Below are 22,375 nucleotides of genomic sequence, written 5' to 3' on the forward strand. Positions count from 1 at the left end.
GTCCCCGATCCGTGCACGCTGCTGACCGAGGCGCAGGCGGCCTCCCTGTCCGGCGGCACCCCCTTGCCCGAGGACAGCGCCATGTGCGTCCGCGGGGACGTACGACACTCGAAATCAAGATCAACGGCTACGCGCAGGAGAGGACCGCCGGGAGGACCCTCGCGCTGCACCGCTCGGGCGCGAAGTCGGAGGCCGGCGCCGGCAAGGGCCAGGTCACCACCGTGAGCACCTCCCCGTACGGAACGTGTCAGACCTGGGCGACGAGGCACTCGCGCGGGATGAGGAAAGCTGCGGGGACACGCCAGGAGCACCGTGTGGCTGAGAGCCGGGACCACCCTTCTCAAGGTCACCCACACCCTGGAGGAGCAGTCGAAGGCGACCGACGAGATCCGCGACGGCGCGCTCCAGGCCGCCCGCCAGGCGCTGGCCAACCTGCCCTGACGACGCCCGCGGCGCGCCGGCCAGGGGCGGTCCCGCGTGGGGCCACCGCGAGAGAACGGGGCACGCGGGTCAGTCTGTGGTCGCAGCCCGGGTGCGACCACCGGGGCAGGCGAGGTTCGTCAGGAATGAGGACGAGGACGGCCGCGGGCCCTTCGAGGATGGAGATCGTTCACCGCCGTCCATCGAAGGAACGCGTACATGTCCCTCCTGACCGGCCGCCGTGTGGCGGCCACCATTCTCATCGCCGCGGGACTGCTGTCCCCTCTGCCGGCGAACGCGCAGGCGAAGGAGCATGCCGGCGTGCGCCAGGCGCTCGACGCGATGGTGGCCGCGGGCGCTCCCGGCGTCCTGGCCAGGATCGACGACGGTCACGGCACCTGGATCGCCACCAGCGGGGTCGCCGACCTGGAGACCCGCGCGCCGGTGCCGCGTGAGGCGCGGTTCCGGATCGCCAGCCTGACCAAGAGCATGGTGGCCGCGGTGGTCCTGCAACTGGTGCGGGAGGGCAGGGTGAGCCTGGAGGAGAAGATCGCCACCCGGCTGCCCGGCCTGGTCGAGGGTGGCGACCGGATCACCGTACGGCAGTTGCTCAACCACACGGGCGGCCTGGCCGACTACGCGCAAGCACCCGAGTTCGCCGACCCCGCCCGCCTGACCAAGACCTACACCCCGCGGCGGCTCGTCGCCGAGGCCGAGCGGCTGCCGCGCCCGGAGCGGGGCCGCTTCTCCTACTCCAACACCGGCTACATTTTGCTCGGCCTGCTGGTGGAGAAGGTCACGGGCCACGACCTGGGCGCCGAGCTGGAGCGGCGGATCTTCCGCCCCGCGCGGATGACGCGCACGTACCTGCCGCTGACCCGGCCGGGCATCCGCGGCCCGCACGCCACCGGCTACTACCTGCCCAAAGGCGCCGACCCCGGCGTGCCGGGGTCGCTCAAGCCGGTCACCCGGCTGAACCCGTCGTTCGCGTGGGCGGCGTACGGTGTGGTGTCGGACGCCCGGGATGTGAACCGCTTCTACCAGGCGTTGTTCGGTGGCCGGCTGGTCACACGCGAACTGCTCGCCCAGATGCGCACCGGGGTCGGGACGCCGCAGGCGCCGGTGTTCCCGCGGTACGGGCTCGGGCTCGAGTCGGCGGGGCTCACCTGCGGCGAGATGTGGGGCGCGACCGGGGCCATCCCCGGCTACCAGACGTTCGCCTTCGCCGACGCGACGGGAAAGCGCCGGATGACGCTCTCGGTCAACGTGCACCGCAGCGATCCGAAGGTCGCGCCGATGTTGCTGGCGGGTGTGGACGCGCTCAACCGCTACTTCTGCGGCGAGCCGTACAAGCCGCCGACGAAGTGACGCCGAGCCCGGTGATCGCGTAGGCGCCGGCCGCGATCGCCACGTCGGCCCAGCACAGTCCCCTGCCCCAGGCCATGGGTACGGCGGCCGCCAGCGCGGCGAACGGAGCCAGCACGGATGCCCAGAGCGCGGCCGCCGCCACGACCGGCCTGCGCTCCGGCGCGGGCGCGGCGGCGGCCGCACGGTTCTGATCGGCGATGCCCGTTTCCGTTGGAGCCATCCCAGATCCGCCTCCCGTCGAACGGCTGTAAGCGGAAGCCCACGCCTGCCCGACCAGAAACCGTCATACCGCTCATCGGTCCGGATTTGGCATTGACTAGGGTGATTCTGGGCCGGATCGCTGCGCGTGTTTGCCACCGGTCTACCAGCCGCCGCTGAGCGGCGACTCAGGCCCCCGGTATGATCCCACTAAACCTACTCATTTAGTGCATATTGCTCGGGAGTGATGGTGAACAGCAAGCTCGCCGGCGTCGTGGCCGCACTGGCGCTCGTTCTGGTCGCGTGCGGCTCCGGCCAGGAAGGTCCGGCGGGAGGCGGCGCCACGCCCGACACCGCGGCCGTGATCGAGATCGGATCCCTGTACGAGCCCCAGAACCTCGACAACACCGCCGGCGGCGGGCAGGGCGTCACCGAGGCGTTCAACGGCAACGTGTACGAAGGATTGTTCCGGCTGACCGACGCGGGCAAGGTGGACAACCTCCTCGCCAAGGAGTACGCCGTCTCCGACGACGGCCTGACCTACACCTTCGAGCTGCGCGACGGCGTCACCTTCCACTCCGGCAAGGCGCTGACGGCGGCCGACGTGAAGCACAGCATCGAGCGCGTCACCGCCGAGGACTCCCAGTCGGCGCGCAAGAGCAACCTCGAGGTGATCGAGTCCGTCGAGGCGCCCGACGACGGCACCGTGGTCGTCAAGCTGGCCCACAGGTCGGTGTCGCTGGTGTACAACCTCACGTACGTATGGATCGTCAACGCCGACGCCAAGGACCTGGCGACCGCCGAGGACGGCACGGGGCCGTACACGCTGGGGGCCTGGAAGCGCGGCTCCACGCTCAGCCTCGACCGTTTCCCCGGCTACTGGGGCACGCCGCCCGCCAACGGCGGCGTGGTGTTCCACTACTTCACCGACGCCACGGCGCTCAACAACGCGCTGCTGACCAATGCCGTGGACGTCGTGACCAGCCAGCAGAGCCCCGACGCGCTCGAGCAGTTCACCGGCAACCCCGACTACAAGGTCAGTGAAGGCCACTCCACCACCAAGCTGCTGCTCGCCTTCAACGACAGGAAGGCCCCCTTCGACAAGCCGCTCGTGCGCAAGGCTGTCTCGTCGGCCATCGACGACGCCAAGCTGCTGGAGTCGATCTGGGCGGGGCACGGCAGCCTGATCGGCTCGATGGTGCCGCCCACCGACCCGTGGTACGAGGACCTCACCAAGGTGAACCCGTACGACGTGGAACTGGCCAAGCGGCAGCTCGCCCAGGCCGGCTACGCCAAGGGTTTCCGCTTCACGCTCGACACCCCCAGCTACGACCCCCACCCGACGGCCGCCGCGTTCATCAAGAGCGAGCTGGCCAAGGTCGGCATCACGGTCGACATCAACGTCATCACCGCCGACGAGTGGTACTCGAAGGTGTACAAGAACCACGACTTCGCCGCCACCCTCCAGGAGCACGTCAACGACCGCGACGTGGTCTGGTACGGCGACCCCGGCTTCTACTGGGGCTACGACGACGAGCAGGTGAGCGAGTGGATCAAGGACGCCGAGCGCGCCAGGACCCCTGAGGAGCAGACCGAGCTGCTGAAGAAGGCCAACCGGCGGATCGCCGAGAACGCGGCCAGCGACTGGCTCTACCTCTACCCGCAGATCGTGGTGGCCGCGTCGAACCTGTCCGGCTACCCGGTCAACGGCCTGAACTCGCAGTTCTACGCGTACGGGATCAAGAAGAGCTGATGGGGCGCTACCTGCTGCGCCGCACCGCGTTCCTGCTGGCGTCGCTGCTGCTGGCGGCCTCGCTGCTGTTCGTGCTGCTGCGGCTGCTGCCCGGCGACCCGGCCAACGCGCTGGTGTCGGTCGGCGCGACGCCGGAGCAGCTCGCCGCGGCACGCCGGCAGCTCGGCTCCGACCTGCCGCTGCCCCAGCAGTTCGCCTCGTGGCTGGGCGGCCTGGCCAGGCTCGACCTCGGCACGTCGTTCGTCAGCAAGCTGCCCGTCGGATCCGAGATCGCCGCGCGGCTGAACGTCACCGTGCCGCTGACGCTGCTCGCGTTCGTGCTGGCCGTCGTGATCGCCCTGCCGGTGGGTTTCCTGGCCGCGTGGCGGTCTGACCGCTGGTACGGGCCGCTGCTGAACGGGGTCGCGCAGCTCGGCGTCGCGGTGCCGGTGTTCTGGATCGGCATGCTGCTGGTGATGGTGTTCGCGCTGCGGCTGCGGGTGTTGCCCGCGGGCGGCTTCCCGCGCGAGGACTGGGCCGAGCCGGGGTGGGCGCTGACGTCGCTGCTGCTGCCGGTCGTCACGATCGCGCTGGTGATGTCGGCCTCCCTGATCCGTTACGTGCGCTCGGCGACCGTGGACGTCCTGGGCAGCGACTTCCTGCGCACGGCCAGGGCGATGGGCGAGTCGTTCGGCTGCGCGATGTGGCGGCACGGGCTGCGCAACGCGTCGGTGCCCGTCATCTCCATCCTGGGCATCGAGCTGGCGACCACGTTCCTCGGGGCGGTGGTCGTGGAGAGCGTGTTCACCCTGCCCGGCCTCGGCACCCTGTTGATCGAGGGCATCTCCGAACACGACTACCCCGTCATCCAGGGTGTGCTGGTGGTGAGCACGCTCGCGGTGCTGCTGATCGGCTTCGCGGCCGACGTCGTCCAGCGGCTGGTCGACCCGCGGTTGCGCGCGCACGTCGGGGGAGGCCGTTCGTGAAGGGCCGGCACACGTTCGTCGCCGGGTGCGTGCTGGTCGGCCTCGTGCTCGCCGTGGCCGTCGTGTCGCTGGTGTGGCTGCCGTACGATCCGTCGGACACGACGGGCGGGCGGCTCGCGCCCCCGGGCGGCGAGCACCTACTCGGCACCGACAAGCTGGGCCGCGACCTGCTGACCCGGCTCATGGTGGGCGCCCGCATCGCGCTGACGGTGGGCGCCGGCTCCGTGCTGGTGGGCGGGGTGCTGGGCGTCGCGGCAGGGCTGCTCGCCGGGTTCGCCACCCGCTGGCTGGACGACGCGCTGTCGGCCGCGCTCGACATCCTCATCGCGTTCCCGACGCTGCTGCTGGCCATGCTGGTGGTGGCGGTGCGCGAGGCGTCGCTCGGCTCGGCGATCGTCGCGATCGGCCTGGCCATGTCGGGCGTCGTGGCGCGGCTGACCCGGGTGCTGGTCAAGCGCGTGCTCGCCCAGGACTACATCACGGCCTCGCGAACGTCCGGCACCCCGTGGCCGCGCCTCGTGACCGAGCACGTGCTGCCGAACATCTGGCCCACGCTGCTCGTCAACCTGGCTCTCCAGCTCGGCCTGGCCGTGCTCGCGGAGGCGTCGCTGTCCTACCTCGGCCTGGGCCCGCCGCCGCCGAACGCCTCATGGGGCCGGCTGCTGCAGGAGGCGCAGGCCACGGTGCTGACCGCGCCGCTCGGCGCCATCGCCCCCGGACTGCTGCTCGTCGTGCTCGTGGTGGGCGTGAACCTGGTCGCCGACGGGCTGCGCGACCTGGCCGACCCTACGCGGAGGAGCAGCCGATGACCCTGCTGCGGGCGGACGACCTGTCGGTACGCCACCCGGACGGCCACGACCTGGTCCGCGGCCTGTCGTTCGCCGTCGAAGCCGGCGCGCGGCTCGGCCTGGTCGGCGAGTCGGGGTCCGGCAAGTCGCTGACCGCGCTCGCCGTCATGGGGCTGCTGCCCGCGGGCATGACCGCCGGTGGCGGCGTGGTGCTCGGCGGGACGCAGGTCGTCGGCGCGTCCGGCAGGACGCTGGACCGCGTGCGCGGCCGGTCGGCGAGCATGGTCTTCCAGGAGCCGCTGACCGCGCTGGACCCGCTGATGCGGGTCGGCCGGCAGGTCGCCGGGCCGATCAGGCGGCGGCGCGACCTGCGCGGCGGCGCGCTGCGGGCCGCCGTCATGGACGCGCTGTCCGAGGTACGCCTGCCCGAGCGGGTGGCGGGGGCGTACCCGCACGAGATCTCCGGCGGGCAGCGCCAGCGGGTGGCCATCGCGATGGCGCTGGCCTGCGAGCCCGAGCTGCTCATCGCCGACGAGCCGACCACGGCGCTGGACGTGACCGTGCAGGCGGAGGTGCTGACGCTGCTGGACGGGCTGGTGGCGGGCCGGGGCATGGCGCTGTTGTTCATCAGTCACGACCTGGCCGTGGTCGCCGACGTGGCCGACCGGATCGTGGTGCTCAAGGAGGGTTCGGCGGTGGAGTCGGGAAGGACGCGGGACGTCGTACGGGAACCGCGGCACCCCTACACGCGCTCGCTGGTCGACAGCGCGTGGGCGCTGGAGGGTGAACTGGATCGGCTGGCCCCATGACCGGCACCGGAGCGGGAGCCCCGGAAAACGGCGGGGCAGGCGGCGGGGACGTGCCCGTGCTGGAGGCCAGCCGGGCGGGCTTCGCCTACCGGGGCGGGCGGCCGGTGCTGGAGGACGTGTCCGTCTCCGTGACGGCGGGGCGCAACGTGGCGCTGGTCGGCGAGTCGGGCGCGGGCAAGACGACGCTGCTGCGGCTGCTGCTCGGCCTGGCCAGGCCGAGCACCGGGCGGATCCTTTTCGACGGCGCGGAGCTCGCGCCGCGCGACCGCGCGTTCCGGCGCGCCGTGCAGCCGGTGTTCCAGGACCCGTACTCCTCGCTGGATCCACGCCAGCGGGTGGGCCGGATCGTTTCCGAGCCGCTGCGCTCGCTGGGCCTGCCGGCGGCGGGGTCGCGGGTGGCCAGGAGGGCCGAGGCGGCCGAGCGCGCGGCCGAGGCGCTGGAGTCGGTGGGCCTGCCCGCCGACGCGGCGCGCCGTTACCCGCACGAGTTCTCGGGTGGGCAGCGTCAGCGCATCGCGATCGCGAGGGCCGTCGTGTGCGGGCCCCGCGTGCTGCTCGCCGACGAGCCCGTCAGCGCGCTCGACGTGTCGACACGGGTGCGGGTGGTGGAGCTGCTGGCCGAGCTGGGCAGGAGCAGAGGGCTGACGCTCGTGGTCGTCTCGCACGACCTGAGCGTGGTGGCCGCGCTGTGCCCGGAGGCGGCGGTCATCGAGAGCGGGCGGGTGGTGGAGAGCGGCCCGACCGAGCGGGTGCTGGGCTCGCCCGCCCATCCGTACACGCGGCGGCTGATCGAGAGCGTGCCGAGACTCAGCCGCGCCGCCCGCCTCAGGTAGCGAACGTCACCCGCCGCGCCGCCGCTTCAGGTAGCGAACGTCACCCCCCGCGCAGCGCGGCCACCGGTGCGGGCCGTACGTCTTGACCAGGGTGCGCTCGCTCCACAGGGCCTCGCGCACGTGGGTGCGGGTGACACCGTCGAGCCCGAGCCCGATGGACGCCTCGGCGGCCGGCATGATGACCCCGGCGCCCGCCCATCGCCTCGAAGGTCAGAGCGGGCAACCTAGGGGGCGCCGCCGTCCTGGGCGAGTGCACGCAGTTCGGGGCCGTAAGCCGGGTGCGCGAGGGCGGCGGCGAACTGGGCTTTCAGATAGTTGAGCGGCGATCCCGTGTCCCACCAGGTGCCGTCGATGACCTGCCCGTACACGGGGCGCGTCCGCGCGTGGTCGTGCAGGGCGCCGGTGAGGTAGATCTCGCCCTTGGGGTGCCGGTGCCACGCCCGCGTCCTGGCCTCCAGCTCGTCGATGACCCCCGGCGTGACGACGTATCCGCCGATCGCGGCGTAGCGGGAGGGAGCCTCGTCAGGGGCCGGCTTCTCCACGAGCCCCGAGATCAGGAGCCGGCCGTCTCCGAGATCCTCCTTCACGATGGGGACGCCGTAGCGGGAGGCGTCCTCGAGCTCCATCGGCATCAGCGCCAGGACCGGGGCGCGCGTGGCCTCGTACGCGGCCTTCAGCTGCCGCGCCCGTGGCACCTCCGCCACGAAGACGTCGTCGGCCCACAACACCATGAACGGCTCGTCGCCGATGACCCTGGCGGCGTTCAGCACCGGGGTGCCGTTGCCGTAGGGGCCGTTCTGGTGGAGGTACGTGATGTGGGCCAGGGACGACACCTCGCCGACCGCGTCGGCCAGATCGTGTTTGCCCGTGGCGCGCAGTTGCAGTTCGAGATCGGGATCGGGAGCGAAATGCTGCTGGATGAGGCTCTTGCGGCCCGACGTGACGATGATGATGTCGTCGATGCCCGAGTCCACGAGTTCCCTGATGGTGTGCTCGATGACCGGTTTGTCGCCGATCGGCAGCATCTCCTTGGGAAGCGCCCGGGTCAGCGGCAGCAGGCGGCTGCCCAGACCGGCCACGGGAATCACGGCTTTGCGGACCACGTGTGTTCTCCCTTGATCGCGGACCCGACATTACCTGCCCGCCAGCCGGGGGTCGAGGCCGTGACGTGGGTCACGCGCCGCAGGCGGCCCGTACGTCCGCGGCCAGCCGCGCCGCCGCGTCGATGGTGCGGCCGATCTCCTCGGGGGTCTGCCCCACCGAGGCGAGCAGCTCGCCAGCCGGCCTGCGATCGGATGGAGATCCGGTACGCGCACGGGGCCGAGCCCACCCGGCCGTTTGACAAAGTTTTTTGTCGGTGACATGGTTCGTCCATGGACGAAGTGGCGGTGATCGAAGACCCCGCGGCGGCCGAGGCGTCCCTGGACCCCATGCGCTCGAAGCTGCTGGCCGAGCTGGTGGAGCCCGGCTCTGCCACATCGCTGGCCGCCAGGGTGGGCCTGGCCCGGCAGAAGGTCAACTACCACCTGCGCACGCTGGAGAAACACGGCTTGGTGGAGCTCGTCGAGGAGCGCAGGAAGGGCAACGTCACCGAGCGGGTGATGCAGGCCACCGCGGCGTCCTTCGTGATCTCGCCGATTGCGCTGGCCTCCATGCAGCCCGACCCCGGCCGGTCGCCCGACCGGCTCTCCGCGCGGTGGCTGCTGGCGCTGGCGGCGCAGCTCGTACGCGATGTCGGCGCGCTGATCAACGGGGCGGCCCAGGCGCGCAAGCGGGTGGCGACGTTCGCCATCGACGGGCAGGTGCGTTTCGCGTCGGCGGCCGACCGGGCGGCGTTCGCGGAGGAGCTGACGCAGTGTGTGACGTCGCTGGTCAGCAAATATCATGACGAGTCCGCAGCGGGGGGGCGTGATCACAGGCTGGTCGTGGCCGTGCACCCCGCCGTGAAGGAGCAGTGACGTGGGGCACGAGTTCGAGCTGCCCCAGGAGGCGCTGGTCGAGGCGGACCCCGGAGAGGTGTGGGAGGCCATCTCGACGGGTCCGGGCATGGATTCGTGGTTCATGGGCCGCACCGAGGTGACCGGCGGGGTGGTCCGCACGGCCTTCGGCGGCTTCGCGCTGCCGGAGTCCACGGTGACGGCCGCCGAGCCCGGCAAGCGCTTCGCCCACGGCAGCGCCACGGGCGAGGACGGCCGCTTCGTCGCCTACGAGTTCCTCATCGAGGGGCGCGGCCGGGGCAGCACGCACGTCCGCCTGGTGACCAGCGGGTTCCTGCCCGGCGACGACTGGCAGGACGAGTTCGAGGCCATGTCCAGAGGCATGGAGATGTACTTCGCGACGCTGGTCGAACGTCTCGGCCACTTCGCGGGACGGGCGGCGACGCCGGTCACGGAGTTCGGGCCGCCGGTCGGCGACTGGCCGCGCGCCTGGGAGCTCCTGCACACCGCTCTCGGCGGCCCGCCGTCCCCCGGCGACCGCGTGCGGTTCGGCCCCGGGCCGGTCGAAGGGGTGGTGTACTTCCGCAACTCCCAGACCCTCGGAATCCGGGCAGACCATGCGATCTACCGGTTCCTCCAGGGCTTCCACGGTCCCATGATCGCCGCACACCTCTTCTTCGACGACGCGGGCGCGGGCGAAGGTGAGGGCGAACGCTGGCGGGCGTGGCTGGGCGAACCGTACGCGCAGGATACGTGAGGCTCACGGCGACCGGGGCATGAAGGCGGGCATGAAAGTCGTCGCGCTGTCCGATACGCACGCGCCCAGGCGCTGGCGCTCCTGCCCGCCCCGCGTCGCCGAGCACGTACGCGGCGCGGACGTGATCCTGCACGCGGGAGACGTCTGCGTCCCCTCGGTCATCGACGAACTGGCCGCCTACGCCCCCGTGCACGTGGTGAAGGGCAACAACGACGGCCCCGACCTCGACGCGCCGGCGACCCTGGAGCTGACCCTGGACGGCCTGCGCATCGGCATGATTCACGACAGCGGCCCGGCCAAGGGCCGCCTGCCCCGCATGCGTCGCCGCTTCCCGCGCGCGGACCTGGTCGTGTTCGGTCACTCGCACATCCCGCTCGACGAGTCGGACGGCGACCTGCGCATCTTCAATCCCGGCTCCCCCACCGACCGCCGTCGCCAGCCGCACGGCACGCTCGGCTTGCTCACCATCGAGGACGGCAGGCTCACCAGGGCCGAGATCGTGCCCGTCACCTGACGACGTCGTCGCGCGACTTGTCGAGGTTGGCCTTGAGCTCCTCCATGACCTTGGCGTAGCCGAGGTGGCTGTAGCGTTCGGCCGCGTGCCACGGGTAGAGCTGGCCGGCCTTGACCGCGGGCAGCTTGGCCCAGGTGGGCTTCCCGGCCATCTCGTCGATCTTCATCGACTGGGCGCGGGCGTCCACCAGGATCACGTCGGCGTCGTACTTGTCGGCGTTCTCCCAGCTCAGCACCTCCCAGAAGCCGCCCTCGCTCTCCGTGGGCCGGTCCGGTGAGACGATGTTCAGGCCCAGCTCGCCCCAGTACTTGATGTCGGGGTGGTCGGGCAGGTAGGCGACGTACAGGTTGTCCGGGGTGCCTGTGACGATCATCACCTTCAGGTCCGGCCTGGCGGCGGCGAGCGTTCTCAGCGCTTCACCGGCCGCGTCGAAACGCTTCTTGGCCTCTGCCACGGGGGCGGCTTCCGGATCGGCGCCGAGGGCGGCGGCCAGCCTGCCGTACGTCTCGATGATCTCCACCAGGGGCTTGCCGCTGAGCTGCACGCCGACCGTGGGGGCGATCTGGTCGACCACCTTGACCGACTCCTCGGGGACGTACCAGAGGGTGTCCTTCTGGTACATGCCGGCCACCAGAAGGTCGGGCCGCAGCGAGGCGTACTTCTCGACGTTGAACTCGCCCCACACATTGCCGATCGACTCGACCGTGGAGATGTCGACCTCGCCCACCTCGGGGTCGCGGCCGCCGCCCTTCAGCCGGTGCGGGCCGAACACCGCGACGGGCCGCACGCCGAAGTCCCACAGCGCCGCCGCCGCGCCCGACTGGGCGACGACGCGCCGGGGCCGCGCGGGGAGGGAGATGTGTTTGCCTCGGTCGTCGGTCCAGGTCCACGGCCCCTGACCGGACGCGGAAGGCGCGGAGGGCGCCGCGGCTGACGGCGGGGCGGTCCCGCCGCACGCGCTGACGCCGAGCAGTGTGGCGGCGCCGACGGCGGCCAGGATGCGTCGCGGGACAGTGGCCATGGATTCTCCTCGTCGCGGCAATCTTCGCCTTGATGGACGACATATTAGATTAGCCTTACCTAACCGAAAAGTCCGGACGGCCTCGATGCACGTCGATCCGGCCCGCCGGACCGCGCGGGTCGGCCCCGGCGCCCGCTGGGGCGAGGTGGTCGCCGCCGCCGCGCCGTTCGGGCTGGCGCCGCTGTCCGGGTCGTCGCCCTCCGTCGGCGCCACCGGCTACACCCTCGAGGGCGGGGCTCGGATGGCCGGCGCGCGGACACGGGTTCGCGGCCGACAGCGTGGTGCGGGCCGAGATCCTGCTGGGAACGGCCGGCACGTGACGGCGAGCGCCGCTCGGCGCGTACCGCGACTGGATCGACGGCGCTCCCGACGAGCTCAGCGCGGCACTCGTGTTCAAGCGCCTGCCGGACGGCGAGGAGGTGCCCGCGCACGGTGCGCGGGCGGCACGTCGTGATGCTGAAGGTCCTGCACGCCGGGACGGCGGAGGAGGCACGGCGGCTGCTGGCGCCCGCTGTACCGGGCGGCGGGCCCTGCGGGCCGCGGAACAGTCGGGGACGGTGGAGATCCGGCACTGGGGCGGGGCGACGAGCCGGCCGGGGCGGACGCCGGGCCGGGGAGCCACCGCACAACGACGCTCTCGGCCATCGTGGACACGCGGGTCCCCGGGCCGGCCGAGGCGCTGCGGCCGTACGCCAACGGCGGGACGTTCCTGAAGTTTATGGCCGACCCGTCGCGGACGGCGTCCGCCTACACGGCGGGCCGACCACCGGCGGCTGCGCCCGCCCCCTGCGTCGGGCGGGCGCCCTGCTATGAAGGAGCCGCGTCGGCACGGCCGCCGCGCGGCGGCCGTGCCGCTGCGATCTCATCCCGGCACGATCGCCGGGCGGGGACGGCCTATGGGCGCATCCCGCGGTCGGAGACGTGTTCCGAGGTGCCGACGTGGCGCTGTTTACGCATGCCGGCCAGACCCAGCAGGCCCAGCAGACCCAACAGGCCCCACAGGCCGGCGTTACCGCCTCCGTCCCTCTCTTGCTGTGGCGCGGGTGTGACCTGGCTCTGCGCGACGGTGTCGACCGGTGTGTCGGCCGTCGCCGCGGCGGCCGGGACGAGCGTCAAGAAGAACGCCAGGCCCAGCCCGGTGAGCGTCTTACGCATTGGGTTTCCCCCGATCCGGCGGTCTCACAACCGCGGAGACCGCCTATCACGCCTTCCCCCCGGAAGGCTACCGATAGCGGGGCGATCTCCATTTCCCCTGCTAGATGGCCTCTACCATCGTCACGCCCGCCTCAAACGCCTTCTCCCGCCGGGCGGGGCCGAGGCACGCCCGCTCGTACGACGGGCGCGGCGATCCGGGCCCGCCGCCCTTCGGTCCTCCGGCAGCCGGTCCCCGCGGGCGCGCCGGGAAATCCGGTTTCCTCCGTCACCGGCGTGTCGTTACACTCCCCCATCGAACGCCGTACCGCATCGATGAGGGAGAGGAGCCGGCCGTGCGCCACCACAGCACCGCTGCCGTCGTCCCTCCGTCGCGGCACGAGGTGATCCTGGTGTCTTCGTCGCCCCGATGCCGGCTGCGCGGCCGCCATCGGACGCCCTGACGAAGCGACCTCGCCACCCTCGCGGGCCTGATCCCGCGCCGGGACTCTCAAACGGACCGGGCTCCTCCGGCCGTGCTTCGTCCGGGAGATCGCGCTGTCCTGTTCGACGACACCCCGAAAGGGTCATCGACTGTGCGTGCTCACCTTTCCACCTCCCTCACGACCGTTCGCAATCTCGGCATCCTCGCCCACGTCGACGCCGGCAAGACCACCGTCACCGAGCGGATGCTGTTCCTCGCCGGCGCCACGTACAAGCGCGGCGAGGTGCACGACGGCACCACCGTCACCGACTTCGACCCCCAGGAGCGCGACCGCGGCATCACGATCTTCGCCGCGGCGGTGAGCTGCGACTGGGACGGGCACCGGATCAACCTCATCGACACCCCCGGCCACGTCGACTTCTCCGACGAGGTGGAACGCTCGCTGCGGGTGCTCGACGGCGCGATCGCGGTGTTCGACGGCGTCGCGGGCGTCGAACCGCAGAGCGAGTCCGTGTGGCGGCTGGCCGACCGGTACGGCGTGCCGCGGATCGCGTTCGTCAACAAGCTCGACCGGGCAGGCGCCGACCTGGACGCCGCGGTCGAGTCGATCCGCCGGCGGCTGCATCCCGCGCCCCTCGTGGCGCAACTGCCGATCGGGCGCGAGGACGACTTCTCCGGCGTCGTCGACCTGGTCCGGATGCGGTCGCTGGTGTGGACAGGCGGCGCGTATGAGGTCGGCGAGGTGCCGGAGGAACTGCGCGAGGAGGCGCTGCGGCGGCGCCGGCTGCTGGAGGAGTCGGTCGCCGAGTTGCACGCGCAGGCGCTGGAGGAGTTCTGCTCGGGCACGTCGATCTCCGACGGCACGCTGGCGGCGGCGCTGCGCGACCTGACCCGCACCGGCGCGGGCCTGGTCGTGCTGTGCGGCTCGGCGTACCGGGACCGCGGGGTGGAGCCGCTGCTCGACGCGGTGGTGGCGTACCTGCCCTCGCCGCTGGACGTCCCGGCCGTGCGCGGGCAGGACGGCGAAGAACGCCCGGCGGACCCGGCCGCGCCGCCGGTGGCGCTGGTGTTCAAGGTGAACGCGACCGCCACCGGGCGGCTGACCTACGTGCGGATGTACTCGGGCACGATCCGGAAGGGGGACACGGTGCTGGACGCCGGCACGGGCCGTACCGAGCGGATCAGCCGCATCCTGCGCGTGCAGGCCGACCGGCGCACCGAGGTGGAGCGTGCGGCGGCCGGGGACATCGCCGCCGTCGTCGGGCCGAAGACGGCCCGGACGGGGACGACCCTGTGCGCGCCGGGCTCGCCCCTGGTGCTGGAGCCACCGGGCGCGGCCGACCCCGTGGTGTCGGTGGCGGTCGAGGCCCGCAGGAGCACCGACGCCGACCGGCTGGCCTCGGCGCTGGCGCGGCTGGCCGAGGAGGATCCGTCGCTGACGGTCCGTACCGACGCCGAGACCGGGCAGACGCTGCTGTCGGGGATGGGCGAGCTGCACCTGGAGGTGGCGGTGGAGAAGGTCCGCCGCGACCACGGGCTGGCCGTCGGCGTCGGCCGGCCGCAGGTCGCGCTCAGGGAGACCCTCGTACGCGGCGTGTCCGGCCTGCTGTACCGGCACGTCAAGCAGGACGGCGGCGCAGGACAGTACGCCCACGTCGTGATCGACGTGGAGCCGCTGGCCGAGGGCGACTTCGCCTTCTCCTCGACCGTCACAGGCGGGCGGGTGCCGCGCGAGTACGTGCGCGCGGTCGAGGCCGGCTGCCGGGACGCCCTGGCCGACGGGCCGCTCGGCGGGCATCCGGTGACGGGCGTGCGGGTGAGGCTGACCGACGGCGCCACCCACACGAAGGACTCCTCGGAGCTCGCCTTCCGCACGGCCGGCCGGCTGGCGCTGCGCGAGGCGCTGCGAGCCGGCACGATGGCGCTGCTGGAGCCGGTGGCCGAGGTGACGGTCACGGTGCCGGACGACGCGGCCGGCGGGGTGCTGGGCGACCTCGCGGCCCGGCGCGGGCGGATCTCCGGCTCGACGACGCGGTCGGGCACGGTCGTGATCACCGCGATCGTGCCGCTGGCCGAGGTGTTCGGCTACGCGACCCGGTTGCGCAGCCGCACCCAGGGCAGGGGCACCTTCACCGCCCGCCCGGCCGGCTACGCCCCGGCCCCGTAGGAACCGGCCCGTAGGAACCCGGCCCGTAGGAACCCGGCCCGTAGGAACCGGTCTGTAAGGACCGGACCCGGCCGGCGCATCGGGCGCCGCTCGCCGGGTGGTGCGCGCGTGCGGCCCCGTCGCGGGGGCGGGGCCGCACGTGTCCCCGTGGCGGCCAGGCCAGGGACGGCCGGCGCGGACACCGTGACGGCGCGGTCACGGGGTCGTCAGTGTGGAGCCCGTGACCGCGGCCGACCAGTACAGTGCCCTGGCCACCTGCGGGAACTGCCCCTTCGGGTGGTTGCGGAACAACGGCTCGGTGCCGAAGAGCACCACGGCCGCCCCCCGTTCGTCCCTGCCGCTGATCACGGCCGCCTGGCCTCGCGCCGCGTCCTGGCCGCCGGCGCCGTCGGGGCCGGGCCGCCAGTGGCCGGAGACGAGCGGCCCGTCGGCGGCGTACGACTGCTCGGCCGTGACCTCGGCCCCGAGCGCGGTGAACCAGCGCGGCGAGTACACGAACGCGTGCCCGGCCCACCCGGCTCCGGCGGGGCCGCCGGAGGAGACGGTGCGCACGACCCCGTTGGCGTCGCCGCGGCCGGCCACCGCGGTCGCGGTGAGCAGCCCGGCGGCGGCGTTGAAGGCCGCGCCCGTGCCGCCCCTGGCGACCACGCCGCCGGTGGCGAGGAACGCGTCGAGCGCCGTTCTGGCCGCGGCGTCGAGCGCCTGGTGGTTCAGCCCGCTGGAGACGAACAACACGTCGATCCCGCTCCAGTCGAAGCCCTCGTTGAGCACGGCGGTGGAGACGGGGGTGACGTCGAAGCCGAGCTCGCGCAGGGTGAACAGCTCGTCGGCGGACGCGGCGGCGGCGATCCGCACCCGCGGCAGGGGCGTGCCGTGCGTGGACGTGGCGCGGGCGAAGCGCACGCCGTAGCGATCGGACACCGTGGTCGCGGCCTGTCTCGCGGCGGCGGGCACGATCGCGGTGCCGTCGCCTCCCCAGGTGACGGGGACGCCGCGGGCGAGCAGGTCGTTCAGCGCCATGACGTCCTTCGCGTCGCTCACCTGGAGGGCGAGCGGCCCGCGCGTACGCGGCAGCGAGCCGGTCGGCGCGGCGGCCTTGACCGGGTCGGCGCGCACGCGCAGGGAGGTGACGCCGTCCACGCGGGCGCCCCACAGCAGGGCGTGGCTCCAGCCGGATATGTCGTACATGGCGTCCACCCGGTCCGAGATGTCGGCGCCCGCCTCCAGCATCACGTTGGCCAGGCCGCGTTTGGGCTGGCGCATGTCCACGACGTAGGAGCCGGCCGGGTAGGTCGTGCCGTCCGCCCTGAACACGTGCCTGGCCCGCCCGACCCGCACGTCGTTCGCGATCAGGTGGTCGACGAGGCGCGCGGCCGCGGGGGCGGAGCGCTCGCCGGTGATGACGTACGCCCGGGGGAAGGCGGTGGTGTAGACGTCCTCGGGACCGAAGCCGGGCACGATGCCGAGCGGCACGGCCCTGGACGGCTCGCCTGCCGCGCCCCGGCGGAACACCTCGATCTGCCCGGCGATCAGCCGGTCGTGCCCGGCCCGCACGAACCCGTACGTGGCCCGGATGGCGGCGGCGGCCACGTCGGTGTTGATCGCCGAGCGGCGGCGCAGTTCCTCGACCGGCTGCTGGGTGTAGTCGGAGCCGTTGACCCTGAGCGGGATCTCGACGGTGTGCGCGGCGACCGCGCCGTGGAACGGGGCGTACTGCGGGGTGAAGATCGGCGGCCAGTCGTCCCAGCCCTCGGCGGAGTCGCGGAACGGGATTTGCGCGGGGTGCACGCCGTCCTTCTCCACGGTGTAGCCGAGCGCGTTGACCGCGGCTTCCATGCCGAGCCCGTTGGCGTAGGTGTGGGTGATGAACAGGTCGTACTCGTAGTTGGCGCCGTGCGGCGGCGTGGTGGGCTCGATGAGCGTGCCGTTGACGTAGCCGTGCAGGTCGATCATGGCGACCGGCTGGGTGTCGATCATCACCTGGCGCATCGCCCGCACCTCGGGTTGTGAGGCGGTGACGAAGTCGCGGTTGAGGTCGAAGCCGGCGCTGTTGGGGCGCACGCCGGCGACGCGGCCGTCGGGGTTGGCGGTGACGTTGAAGTACAGCCTCGTCGTGGCGAGCAGCCGGGCGATCTCCGGATCGCGGCTGGTGGCGAGCTCCTCGATGGTGCGCAGGGCGGCGTCGGTGCCCTCCCACTCGTTGCCGTGGATGTTGGCGTTGACGAACAGCGGCGCCTTGTAGCGCCTGGCCAGCTTCCTGTCGCGGGCGGCGGCGGCCGGGTGCTCCTCGATGCGGTCGCGGATGCGGGCCTGCTCGCGGGCTTCGGCGGCGCTCTCGGGGGCGGTGACGGTCACGAGGTAGAGGTCGCGGCCCGCGGCCGAGCGGCCGATGATCTCGGCGCTCACCCGGTCGCCGCGCCACTGCAGGTCGTTGAGCCTACGTGCGATGTCGTGGTAGGGCACCAGGCCCAGCTTGACGGAGGCGTCGACGGGGTTCTCCGCGGGCACGGGCAACCGTGTCCGCCGGGGGTATCCGCGGTCGCGGGACAGCCCGTACGGCTGGTCCGTACCGGCCCCGGCGCGCGACGTGCCGGGCCGCTCGGGCAGGCCGGCGGCGACCTCGTTCCGTTCGGGGCCGTTGCCGAAGTCGCGCACGGCGGCGGGCGGCGGCTCGGCCGGTTCGGCGGTCCCGGTCCGCGGGACGGCGAGGAGCGCCGCCGAGACGGCCACTCCCAGGACAGCGGTGGCGAAGCGCAACGCGACCTCCAGAGGCTCAGCGTTCCCGGTAGTCGGCGGCCACCCCGACGAGCGCGATGAGCCCGGAGGCGAACTCCATCGCCTCGGCGTGCCCCTCGCTGAACGGCGGCTGGAAGCCCACGCCCTCCCACCTGCGCGTCCCGGGGTTCCACAGGTCGGCGCCGACCTCGAAGTCCCATCCGTAGACGCCGTGGTCGTACCAGAGCTCGTCGGCGGAGTTGCCGGCCGCCGAGTACAGCACGTCGGTCACGGGACCCGTCTGCTGCGGCCAGGTGACCGTGCCGCGTTCGGCGGCGATGGCCTCCTCGATCGTGCGGGCCGAGCGCAGGAAGTACGCCAGGTCCTGCTCCGACGGCCTGGGGAGGGTGACGCGGCCGTCGAGCTTGTAGGCGCCGGGCGGCCACATGAAGTAGCCGCCGTAGCTGTGGACGTTCAGGGCGAACCTGATGTTGGGGTACGTCCGTGCCAGCCAGATCACGTTGCGGCTCTCCGGCTCGGAGTGCTCGGCCGGTCCCGCGTACGTGCCGCTCTGGCAGTTGGCCGAGGCGCCGAAGTAGCCGTCGTGCAACGAGCCGACGGCGTAGTTGCGGTTGACGTCCACGCCCCAGGTGTTGCGCGAGGCCGGGTCGGACTGCGCGGCGGGGCAGTGGTTGGTCATGTTCTTACGCTGGGCGTTGAAGTCGTAGAAGCTGTAGTTGGCGCCGTCGGGGTTGACGGTCGGCACGATGAAGATGTCGGTGCGCTCCAGCAGCCGGCGGGTCGCCTTGTCGCGGGCGTGGTTGCGCAGCAGCCGCTCGGCCGCCTCGATGGTGACCAGGGGCGTCACCCATTCCCTGGCGTGCTCCTGGGCGTAGGCGAGCACGCCGGTGCGCGAGCCGTCGCGGTGCGCGCCGATGCGCAGCGCCAGCACGCGCGCCGGCTCGCGGGAGACGTCGGCGGGCGCCTGGAGGAAGTCGCTGAGCCGAGCGGGCGGCGCGGGCGCCATGACCCCGCTTCCGGCGTCGTCGCGGTAGGTCGTGGCGGTGAGTCCGGCGCCCTCCGTGGTGTTGATCGCGGCGGCGACCTGGGCGGCGGTGCTGACCGGCGTGCCGGAGCCGTCGGTGGCCAGGCTGACGGTGACGAGCTTGCCGTCCACGTTCACCCGCAGCGGCCGGTCCGGGGTACCGGGGGCGGCCAGCTCCACCGACAGGTCGTTGCCGCCTTCCGAGCCGTAGGCGGCGGAGGTGACCACGACGGCCGCCGCGGGCGGAGCGCCGATGAGGGCCTGGGCCTGGCGCCGGTAGCCGTTGGTCCGGTACGGCAGCGTGATGATCTCGGTGAGCCTCGGGTAGCGCCGGTGCAGGCTCTTGACCCGCTCGTCGAGCTGCGCGGGCGTCATGTACTGGGTGACGAAGTCGCGTTGGTACCCGTGGCCCTCGCGGTCCGGCCGCTCGCCGTCGGGCCACTCCTTGACCCGCGCCTCGGCCTTGCCGCCTCCGGCCGAGGTGACGGTGACCCACCGTGGCCTGCCGTCCGCCGGGACGGGGGCGCTGAGCTGGTGGCCGAGGTACGCGCCCGCGTCGACGTACGCGACCATGGGCGCCTGCCCCTGCGACCCGCGCGCACCCTTCCACGTCACGCTGAGCATGGCCGCCTGCCCCACGTTGCTGGACGCCTCGACGGACAGGAAGTAGCCATCGCGTGACCTGAACCAGACCGCCCGCTCGATGACGATCTGGTCCTTGCCCGCGGTGGTTCCGGGCCGGGCCTGGGGCGGGGCGCCGGGCGCGAGGGTGGCGCCCAGCGACCTCAGGCCGTCGAGCTGGCCGGGAGTGACGACGGCGTCGACCTGGATGCTGCCGTCGGGCTGCGGGCGTACCCGTTCTGTGAGGTCGGCGCCCGAGGCGACCAGGCGGTCGAACGCGGCCTGGTCGGGAACGGCGAGCGTGACCAGCGAGGTCAGAACGACTGCGGACGCCCGTGCAGCGCGCATCGGCCCCTCCTGGATCGCCGTATGGAGATCATTGAAGGACGACTTGACCCGCCGGGCAAGACCCAGACCGCTCCCGGCGTGGCTCAGGAGGCCGTGACGTGAGGGACCTCCTGGTAGACGGCCCAGTCGGCGCTGATCGCGCCGGCCGCCTTCAGCAGCAGCGGCAGGTGCACCTCGGTCAGCTTGTCGATGGAGGTCTCGGCGGCGTGGACGTTGACGTTGACGGCCGCGATGACGTTGCCGAGCCCGTCTCTGAGCGGCGCGGCGACCGACCGGATGCCGAGGGCGAGTTGCTCGTCCGTCATCGCCCAGCCCTTGGCCCGCACCTCGCGCAGCACCGCGTCGCGCTCCTGCGGGTCCGGCCGCCAGCGCGGCTCGATGCCGGAGCGGCTGGGCTCGGTGAGGACCCGCTCCACCTCGGCGGGTGAGAGCGCGGCGAGTAGCACCTTGCCCAGGGACGTCTGCAGTGCGGGGAACCGGGTGCCGATCTGCACCGACAGGGCGACGATCTTCGGCACGGCGACCCTGGCGACGTAGACGATGTCGGAGCCGTCGAGCTGGGCGATCGAGGAGGACTCGTGCGTCTGCATGACCAGCCGCTCCAGGTGGGGCCTGGCGACCTCCCACAGCCCCATGGAGCGCACGTAGGTGACGCCCAGCTCCAGCACCCGCGGTGTGAGGGCGAACCCGCCCGCCTCCTGCCGGGCGTAGCCGAGTTCCTGGAGGGTGAGCAGGATGCGGCGGGCCGTCGGCCTGGCCAGGCCGGCGGCCGTCGCCACTTCCGTCAGGGACATGACCGGGCGCCCGGGCTGGAATGCCCTGATGACATCGAGGCCGCGGGCCAGCGCCTCGATGAAGTCAGGTCCGGTGTCGCCGCGTGCCATCGATGCCCTCTCGTTCGGATCCGCCTGCTCCGACTTTAGACGGTCGGCCTGGTCGGCATGGTCGTCCGTCCGCACGGCGGCAGGTCACAGGCGGTGCGTGGAGTCGCTGCGGTAGTCGGTGTACGTGTAGGGGTTGTCGAGGATCTTTGTGGCCGGGATGTCAGGGTTCATACCCTTCTCCCATGCCTCGTCGCCCATCGCGGAGCGCAGGTGCTCGACCGTCCGCCCGACCTGCCGGCGGGCCGCGGCCAGATCGACGCCGACGAGGCGATGTTCGTGCTTGACCACCCGGCCGTCGACCAGGACGGTGTGCACGTCGCCGCGCTGCGCCTGGAACGCGACGTGGCCGAACGGGTTGAGCAGCGGGAACGACACCGGCGACGCGTCGTTCTTGATGAGCACCAGGTCGGCCTTCTTGCCGGGTTCGACCGTGCCGAGATCGTCGCGGCCGAGCGCGCGGGCGCCGCCCCTGGTGGCCCAGGTGACGACCTCGTCGGCGCGCAGGCCGCAGTGCGTGACGGTGTCGCCCTTGGCGTGGGCCTCCAGGTGCTCGCGTGAACGGTCGGCGCCGAGGGTGGCGCGCATGGCGGAGAACAGGTCGCCGCTCCACCAGACGCTCGTGTCCATGGACAGCGACACCGGGATGCCGTGGGCGCGGATGGCCCACGTGGGCGGGTAGCCCTGCCCGGCGCTCTGCTCGCTCTCCGTGGAGACCGAGATGGAGCCGCCGGTGGCCGCGATGCGGTGGTAGGAGTCGGCCGACAGCGAGGCCGCGTGCACGTAGATGGTCTCGGGCGTCATGAAGCCGTGCTCGTACATCAGCTTGATGCCGTCGTCGCTGGTGGCCCCCCACACGCCGGCGTGCGTGGTGACGGGCACGCCGAGTTCGCGGGCGACCTCGAAGGCGGACTTCTCCGGGAACGACGGGTCGCCTAGCACGTCGAAGGCGAGCTGGAAGCCGAGCAGGTCGTCGCCGGTGACGCGCCGGGCGACGAAGTCGCGGAACTCGGGGGTGGCCGTCCACTCGGCGGGCGGCTGCTGGATGTTGCCGTACGCGAGCACGTACCGGCCGGGGACGGACCGCAGCGCGTCGGCGGCGGCGTCGGCGTGGTCGACGGTCTGCAGGCCGTGCGACCAGTCGACGACGGTGGTGACACCGGCGTCCAGGGCCTCGACGGCGGCCAGGGTGTTGCCCGCGTGCACGTCCTCGGGCCGGAAGAGCTTGCCGTATTCCAGGTAGAACCAGACGAAGTACTGAGTGAGCGTCCAGTCGGCGCCGTAGCCGCGCATCGCGGTCTGCCACATGTGGCGGTGGGTGTCGATCATGCCGGGCATGACGATGCCGCCCGAGGCGTCGATCTCGATGGCGTCCTGCGGGGCCTGCAGGTCCTGGCCGACGGCGGCGATCCTGTCCCCGGTGACGAGGACGTCCGTGCCGGGCAGCACCCGGCGCCCGTCCATGGGCAGCACCGTGCCGCCGCGCAGCACCACGGGGCGTCCGGAGTCGAAGTCGTTCATGGCACGCTCCTCGCTGGCGAACAGTTGTCCGCTATACGGTCATCGTCACTGTGATGAGCGTTCGCCCGGCTGTCAAGGTGCTTGACGTCATAGCCTTTAGATGCTGGGATCGGCTGGGCGGACATATGTCCGTTCAAC

Annotated in this window: 20 protein-coding genes; 11 read left to right on the forward strand and 9 right to left on the reverse strand. The window is 72.4% G+C overall.

From position 1 onward, the window contains the following. Window positions 1-312: 312 nt before the first annotated feature. Window positions 313-441 carry a hypothetical protein gene (locus tag GUY59_RS49820; RefSeq protein WP_269128712.1) on the forward strand — a complete coding sequence of 43 codons (129 nt, stop codon included), beginning with the start codon at window positions 313-315 and terminating at the stop codon, window positions 439-441. Window positions 442-639: 198 nt separating this feature from the next. Further along, window positions 640-1,788: a serine hydrolase domain-containing protein gene (locus tag GUY59_RS05620; RefSeq protein WP_138200087.1), complete on the forward strand. Its 1,149-nt coding sequence runs from the start codon at window positions 640-642 to the stop codon at window positions 1,786-1,788. Here the strand turns inward: GUY59_RS05620 and GUY59_RS48345 are convergent. Then, window positions 1,742-2,008 carry a hypothetical protein gene (locus GUY59_RS48345; protein WP_138200086.1) on the reverse strand — a complete coding sequence of 89 codons (267 nt, stop codon included), beginning with the start codon at window positions 2,006-2,008 and terminating at the stop codon, window positions 1,742-1,744. The genes GUY59_RS05620 and GUY59_RS48345 overlap by 47 nt on opposite strands. Before the next feature lie 225 nt (window positions 2,009-2,233). Between GUY59_RS48345 and GUY59_RS05630 the strand changes: the two genes are divergently transcribed. From GUY59_RS05630 to GUY59_RS05650, 5 genes are read left to right on the forward strand one after another with little or no spacing between them, the layout of a single operon-like run. Beyond that, window positions 2,234-3,739: an ABC transporter substrate-binding protein gene (locus GUY59_RS05630; RefSeq protein ID WP_138200085.1), complete on the forward strand. Its 1,506-nt coding sequence runs from the start codon at window positions 2,234-2,236 to the stop codon at window positions 3,737-3,739. Beyond that, on the forward strand, window positions 3,739-4,704 hold the full coding sequence (locus GUY59_RS05635) for an ABC transporter permease (protein WP_138200084.1): 966 nt from the start codon (window positions 3,739-3,741) through the stop codon (window positions 4,702-4,704). Before GUY59_RS05630 ends, GUY59_RS05635 begins: the two co-directional genes overlap by 1 nt. Then, entirely contained in the window at window positions 4,701-5,513 is an 813-nt protein-coding gene (locus tag GUY59_RS05640; RefSeq protein ID WP_138200083.1) for an ABC transporter permease, read from the forward strand. Before GUY59_RS05635 ends, GUY59_RS05640 begins: the two co-directional genes overlap by 4 nt. Continuing rightward, window positions 5,510-6,301 (forward strand): ABC transporter ATP-binding protein, encoded by a 792-nt coding sequence (locus GUY59_RS05645; protein ID WP_138200082.1) that lies wholly within the window; start codon window positions 5,510-5,512, stop codon window positions 6,299-6,301. Before GUY59_RS05640 ends, GUY59_RS05645 begins: the two co-directional genes overlap by 4 nt. Continuing rightward, window positions 6,298-7,134, forward strand: coding sequence for an ABC transporter ATP-binding protein (locus tag GUY59_RS05650; RefSeq protein WP_138200081.1), 837 nt, complete (start codon window positions 6,298-6,300; stop codon window positions 7,132-7,134). Before GUY59_RS05645 ends, GUY59_RS05650 begins: the two co-directional genes overlap by 4 nt. Before the next feature lie 6 nt (window positions 7,135-7,140). On the opposite strand, the gene GUY59_RS05655 is transcribed toward GUY59_RS05650, so the two are convergent. After that, on the reverse strand, window positions 7,141-7,311 hold the full coding sequence (locus tag GUY59_RS05655) for a hypothetical protein (RefSeq protein WP_161714422.1): 171 nt from the start codon (window positions 7,309-7,311) through the stop codon (window positions 7,141-7,143). 47 nt (window positions 7,312-7,358) lie between these two features. Continuing rightward, entirely contained in the window at window positions 7,359-8,237 is an 879-nt protein-coding gene (locus tag GUY59_RS05660) for a UTP--glucose-1-phosphate uridylyltransferase (protein WP_138200080.1), read from the reverse strand. 270 nt (window positions 8,238-8,507) lie between these two features. On the opposite strand from GUY59_RS05660, the gene GUY59_RS05665 reads away from it, so the two are divergent. The 3 genes from GUY59_RS05665 to GUY59_RS05675 are packed head-to-tail and all read left to right on the forward strand — an operon-like array spanning window position 8,508 to window position 10,342. Next, a complete protein-coding gene (locus GUY59_RS05665) occupies window positions 8,508-9,092 on the forward strand; it encodes an ArsR/SmtB family transcription factor (RefSeq protein WP_171055343.1) in 585 nt (194 codons plus the stop codon). Between the two features lies 1 nt (window position 9,093). Then, the gene (locus GUY59_RS05670; protein ID WP_138200079.1) at window positions 9,094-9,828 is read left to right on the forward strand and encodes an SRPBCC family protein; all 735 of its coding nucleotides are present in this window, start codon (window positions 9,094-9,096) and stop codon (window positions 9,826-9,828) included. Between the two features lie 31 nt (window positions 9,829-9,859). Continuing rightward, window positions 9,860-10,342, forward strand: coding sequence for a metallophosphoesterase family protein (locus tag GUY59_RS05675; RefSeq protein WP_138200078.1), 483 nt, complete (start codon window positions 9,860-9,862; stop codon window positions 10,340-10,342). Here GUY59_RS05675 and GUY59_RS05680 read toward each other — a convergent pair. Both GUY59_RS05680 and GUY59_RS05690 read right to left on the reverse strand, forming a co-directional pair. Further along, on the reverse strand, window positions 10,335-11,363 hold the full coding sequence (locus GUY59_RS05680; RefSeq protein WP_138200077.1) for an ABC transporter substrate-binding protein: 1,029 nt from the start codon (window positions 11,361-11,363) through the stop codon (window positions 10,335-10,337). The genes GUY59_RS05675 and GUY59_RS05680 overlap by 8 nt on opposite strands. An 894-nt stretch (window positions 11,364-12,257) precedes the next feature. Further along, on the reverse strand, window positions 12,258-12,518 hold the full coding sequence (locus GUY59_RS05690) for a WGxxGxxG family protein (RefSeq protein ID WP_132331565.1): 261 nt from the start codon (window positions 12,516-12,518) through the stop codon (window positions 12,258-12,260). 572 nt (window positions 12,519-13,090) lie between these two features. Here GUY59_RS05690 and fusA point away from each other — a divergent pair. Then, window positions 13,091-15,106: an elongation factor G gene (gene fusA, locus GUY59_RS05695; RefSeq protein WP_138200076.1), complete on the forward strand. Its 2,016-nt coding sequence runs from the start codon at window positions 13,091-13,093 to the stop codon at window positions 15,104-15,106. Between the two features lie 195 nt (window positions 15,107-15,301). On the opposite strand, the gene GUY59_RS05700 is transcribed toward fusA, so the two are convergent. The 4 genes from GUY59_RS05700 to GUY59_RS05715 all read right to left on the reverse strand — a co-directional run bounded on the left by GUY59_RS05700 (window position 15,302) and on the right by GUY59_RS05715 (window position 22,237). Next, a complete protein-coding gene (locus GUY59_RS05700) occupies window positions 15,302-17,863 on the reverse strand; it encodes a M14 family zinc carboxypeptidase (protein WP_171055342.1) in 2,562 nt (853 codons plus the stop codon). 16 nt (window positions 17,864-17,879) lie between these two features. Next, the gene (locus GUY59_RS05705) at window positions 17,880-19,835 is read right to left on the reverse strand and encodes a M14 family metallopeptidase (RefSeq protein WP_138200074.1); all 1,956 of its coding nucleotides are present in this window, start codon (window positions 19,833-19,835) and stop codon (window positions 17,880-17,882) included. A gap of 83 nt (window positions 19,836-19,918) precedes the next feature. After that, window positions 19,919-20,719 carry an IclR family transcriptional regulator domain-containing protein gene (locus tag GUY59_RS05710; protein WP_138200073.1) on the reverse strand — a complete coding sequence of 267 codons (801 nt, stop codon included), beginning with the start codon at window positions 20,717-20,719 and terminating at the stop codon, window positions 19,919-19,921. Window positions 20,720-20,803: 84 nt separating this feature from the next. Continuing rightward, a complete protein-coding gene (locus GUY59_RS05715) occupies window positions 20,804-22,237 on the reverse strand; it encodes an amidohydrolase family protein (protein WP_138200072.1) in 1,434 nt (477 codons plus the stop codon). Window positions 22,238-22,375 lie beyond the last annotated feature (138 nt).

Source organism: Nonomuraea sp. K271, from assembly GCF_009908215.1.
GTDB lineage: Bacteria > Actinomycetota > Actinomycetes > Streptosporangiales > Streptosporangiaceae > Nonomuraea > Nonomuraea longispora.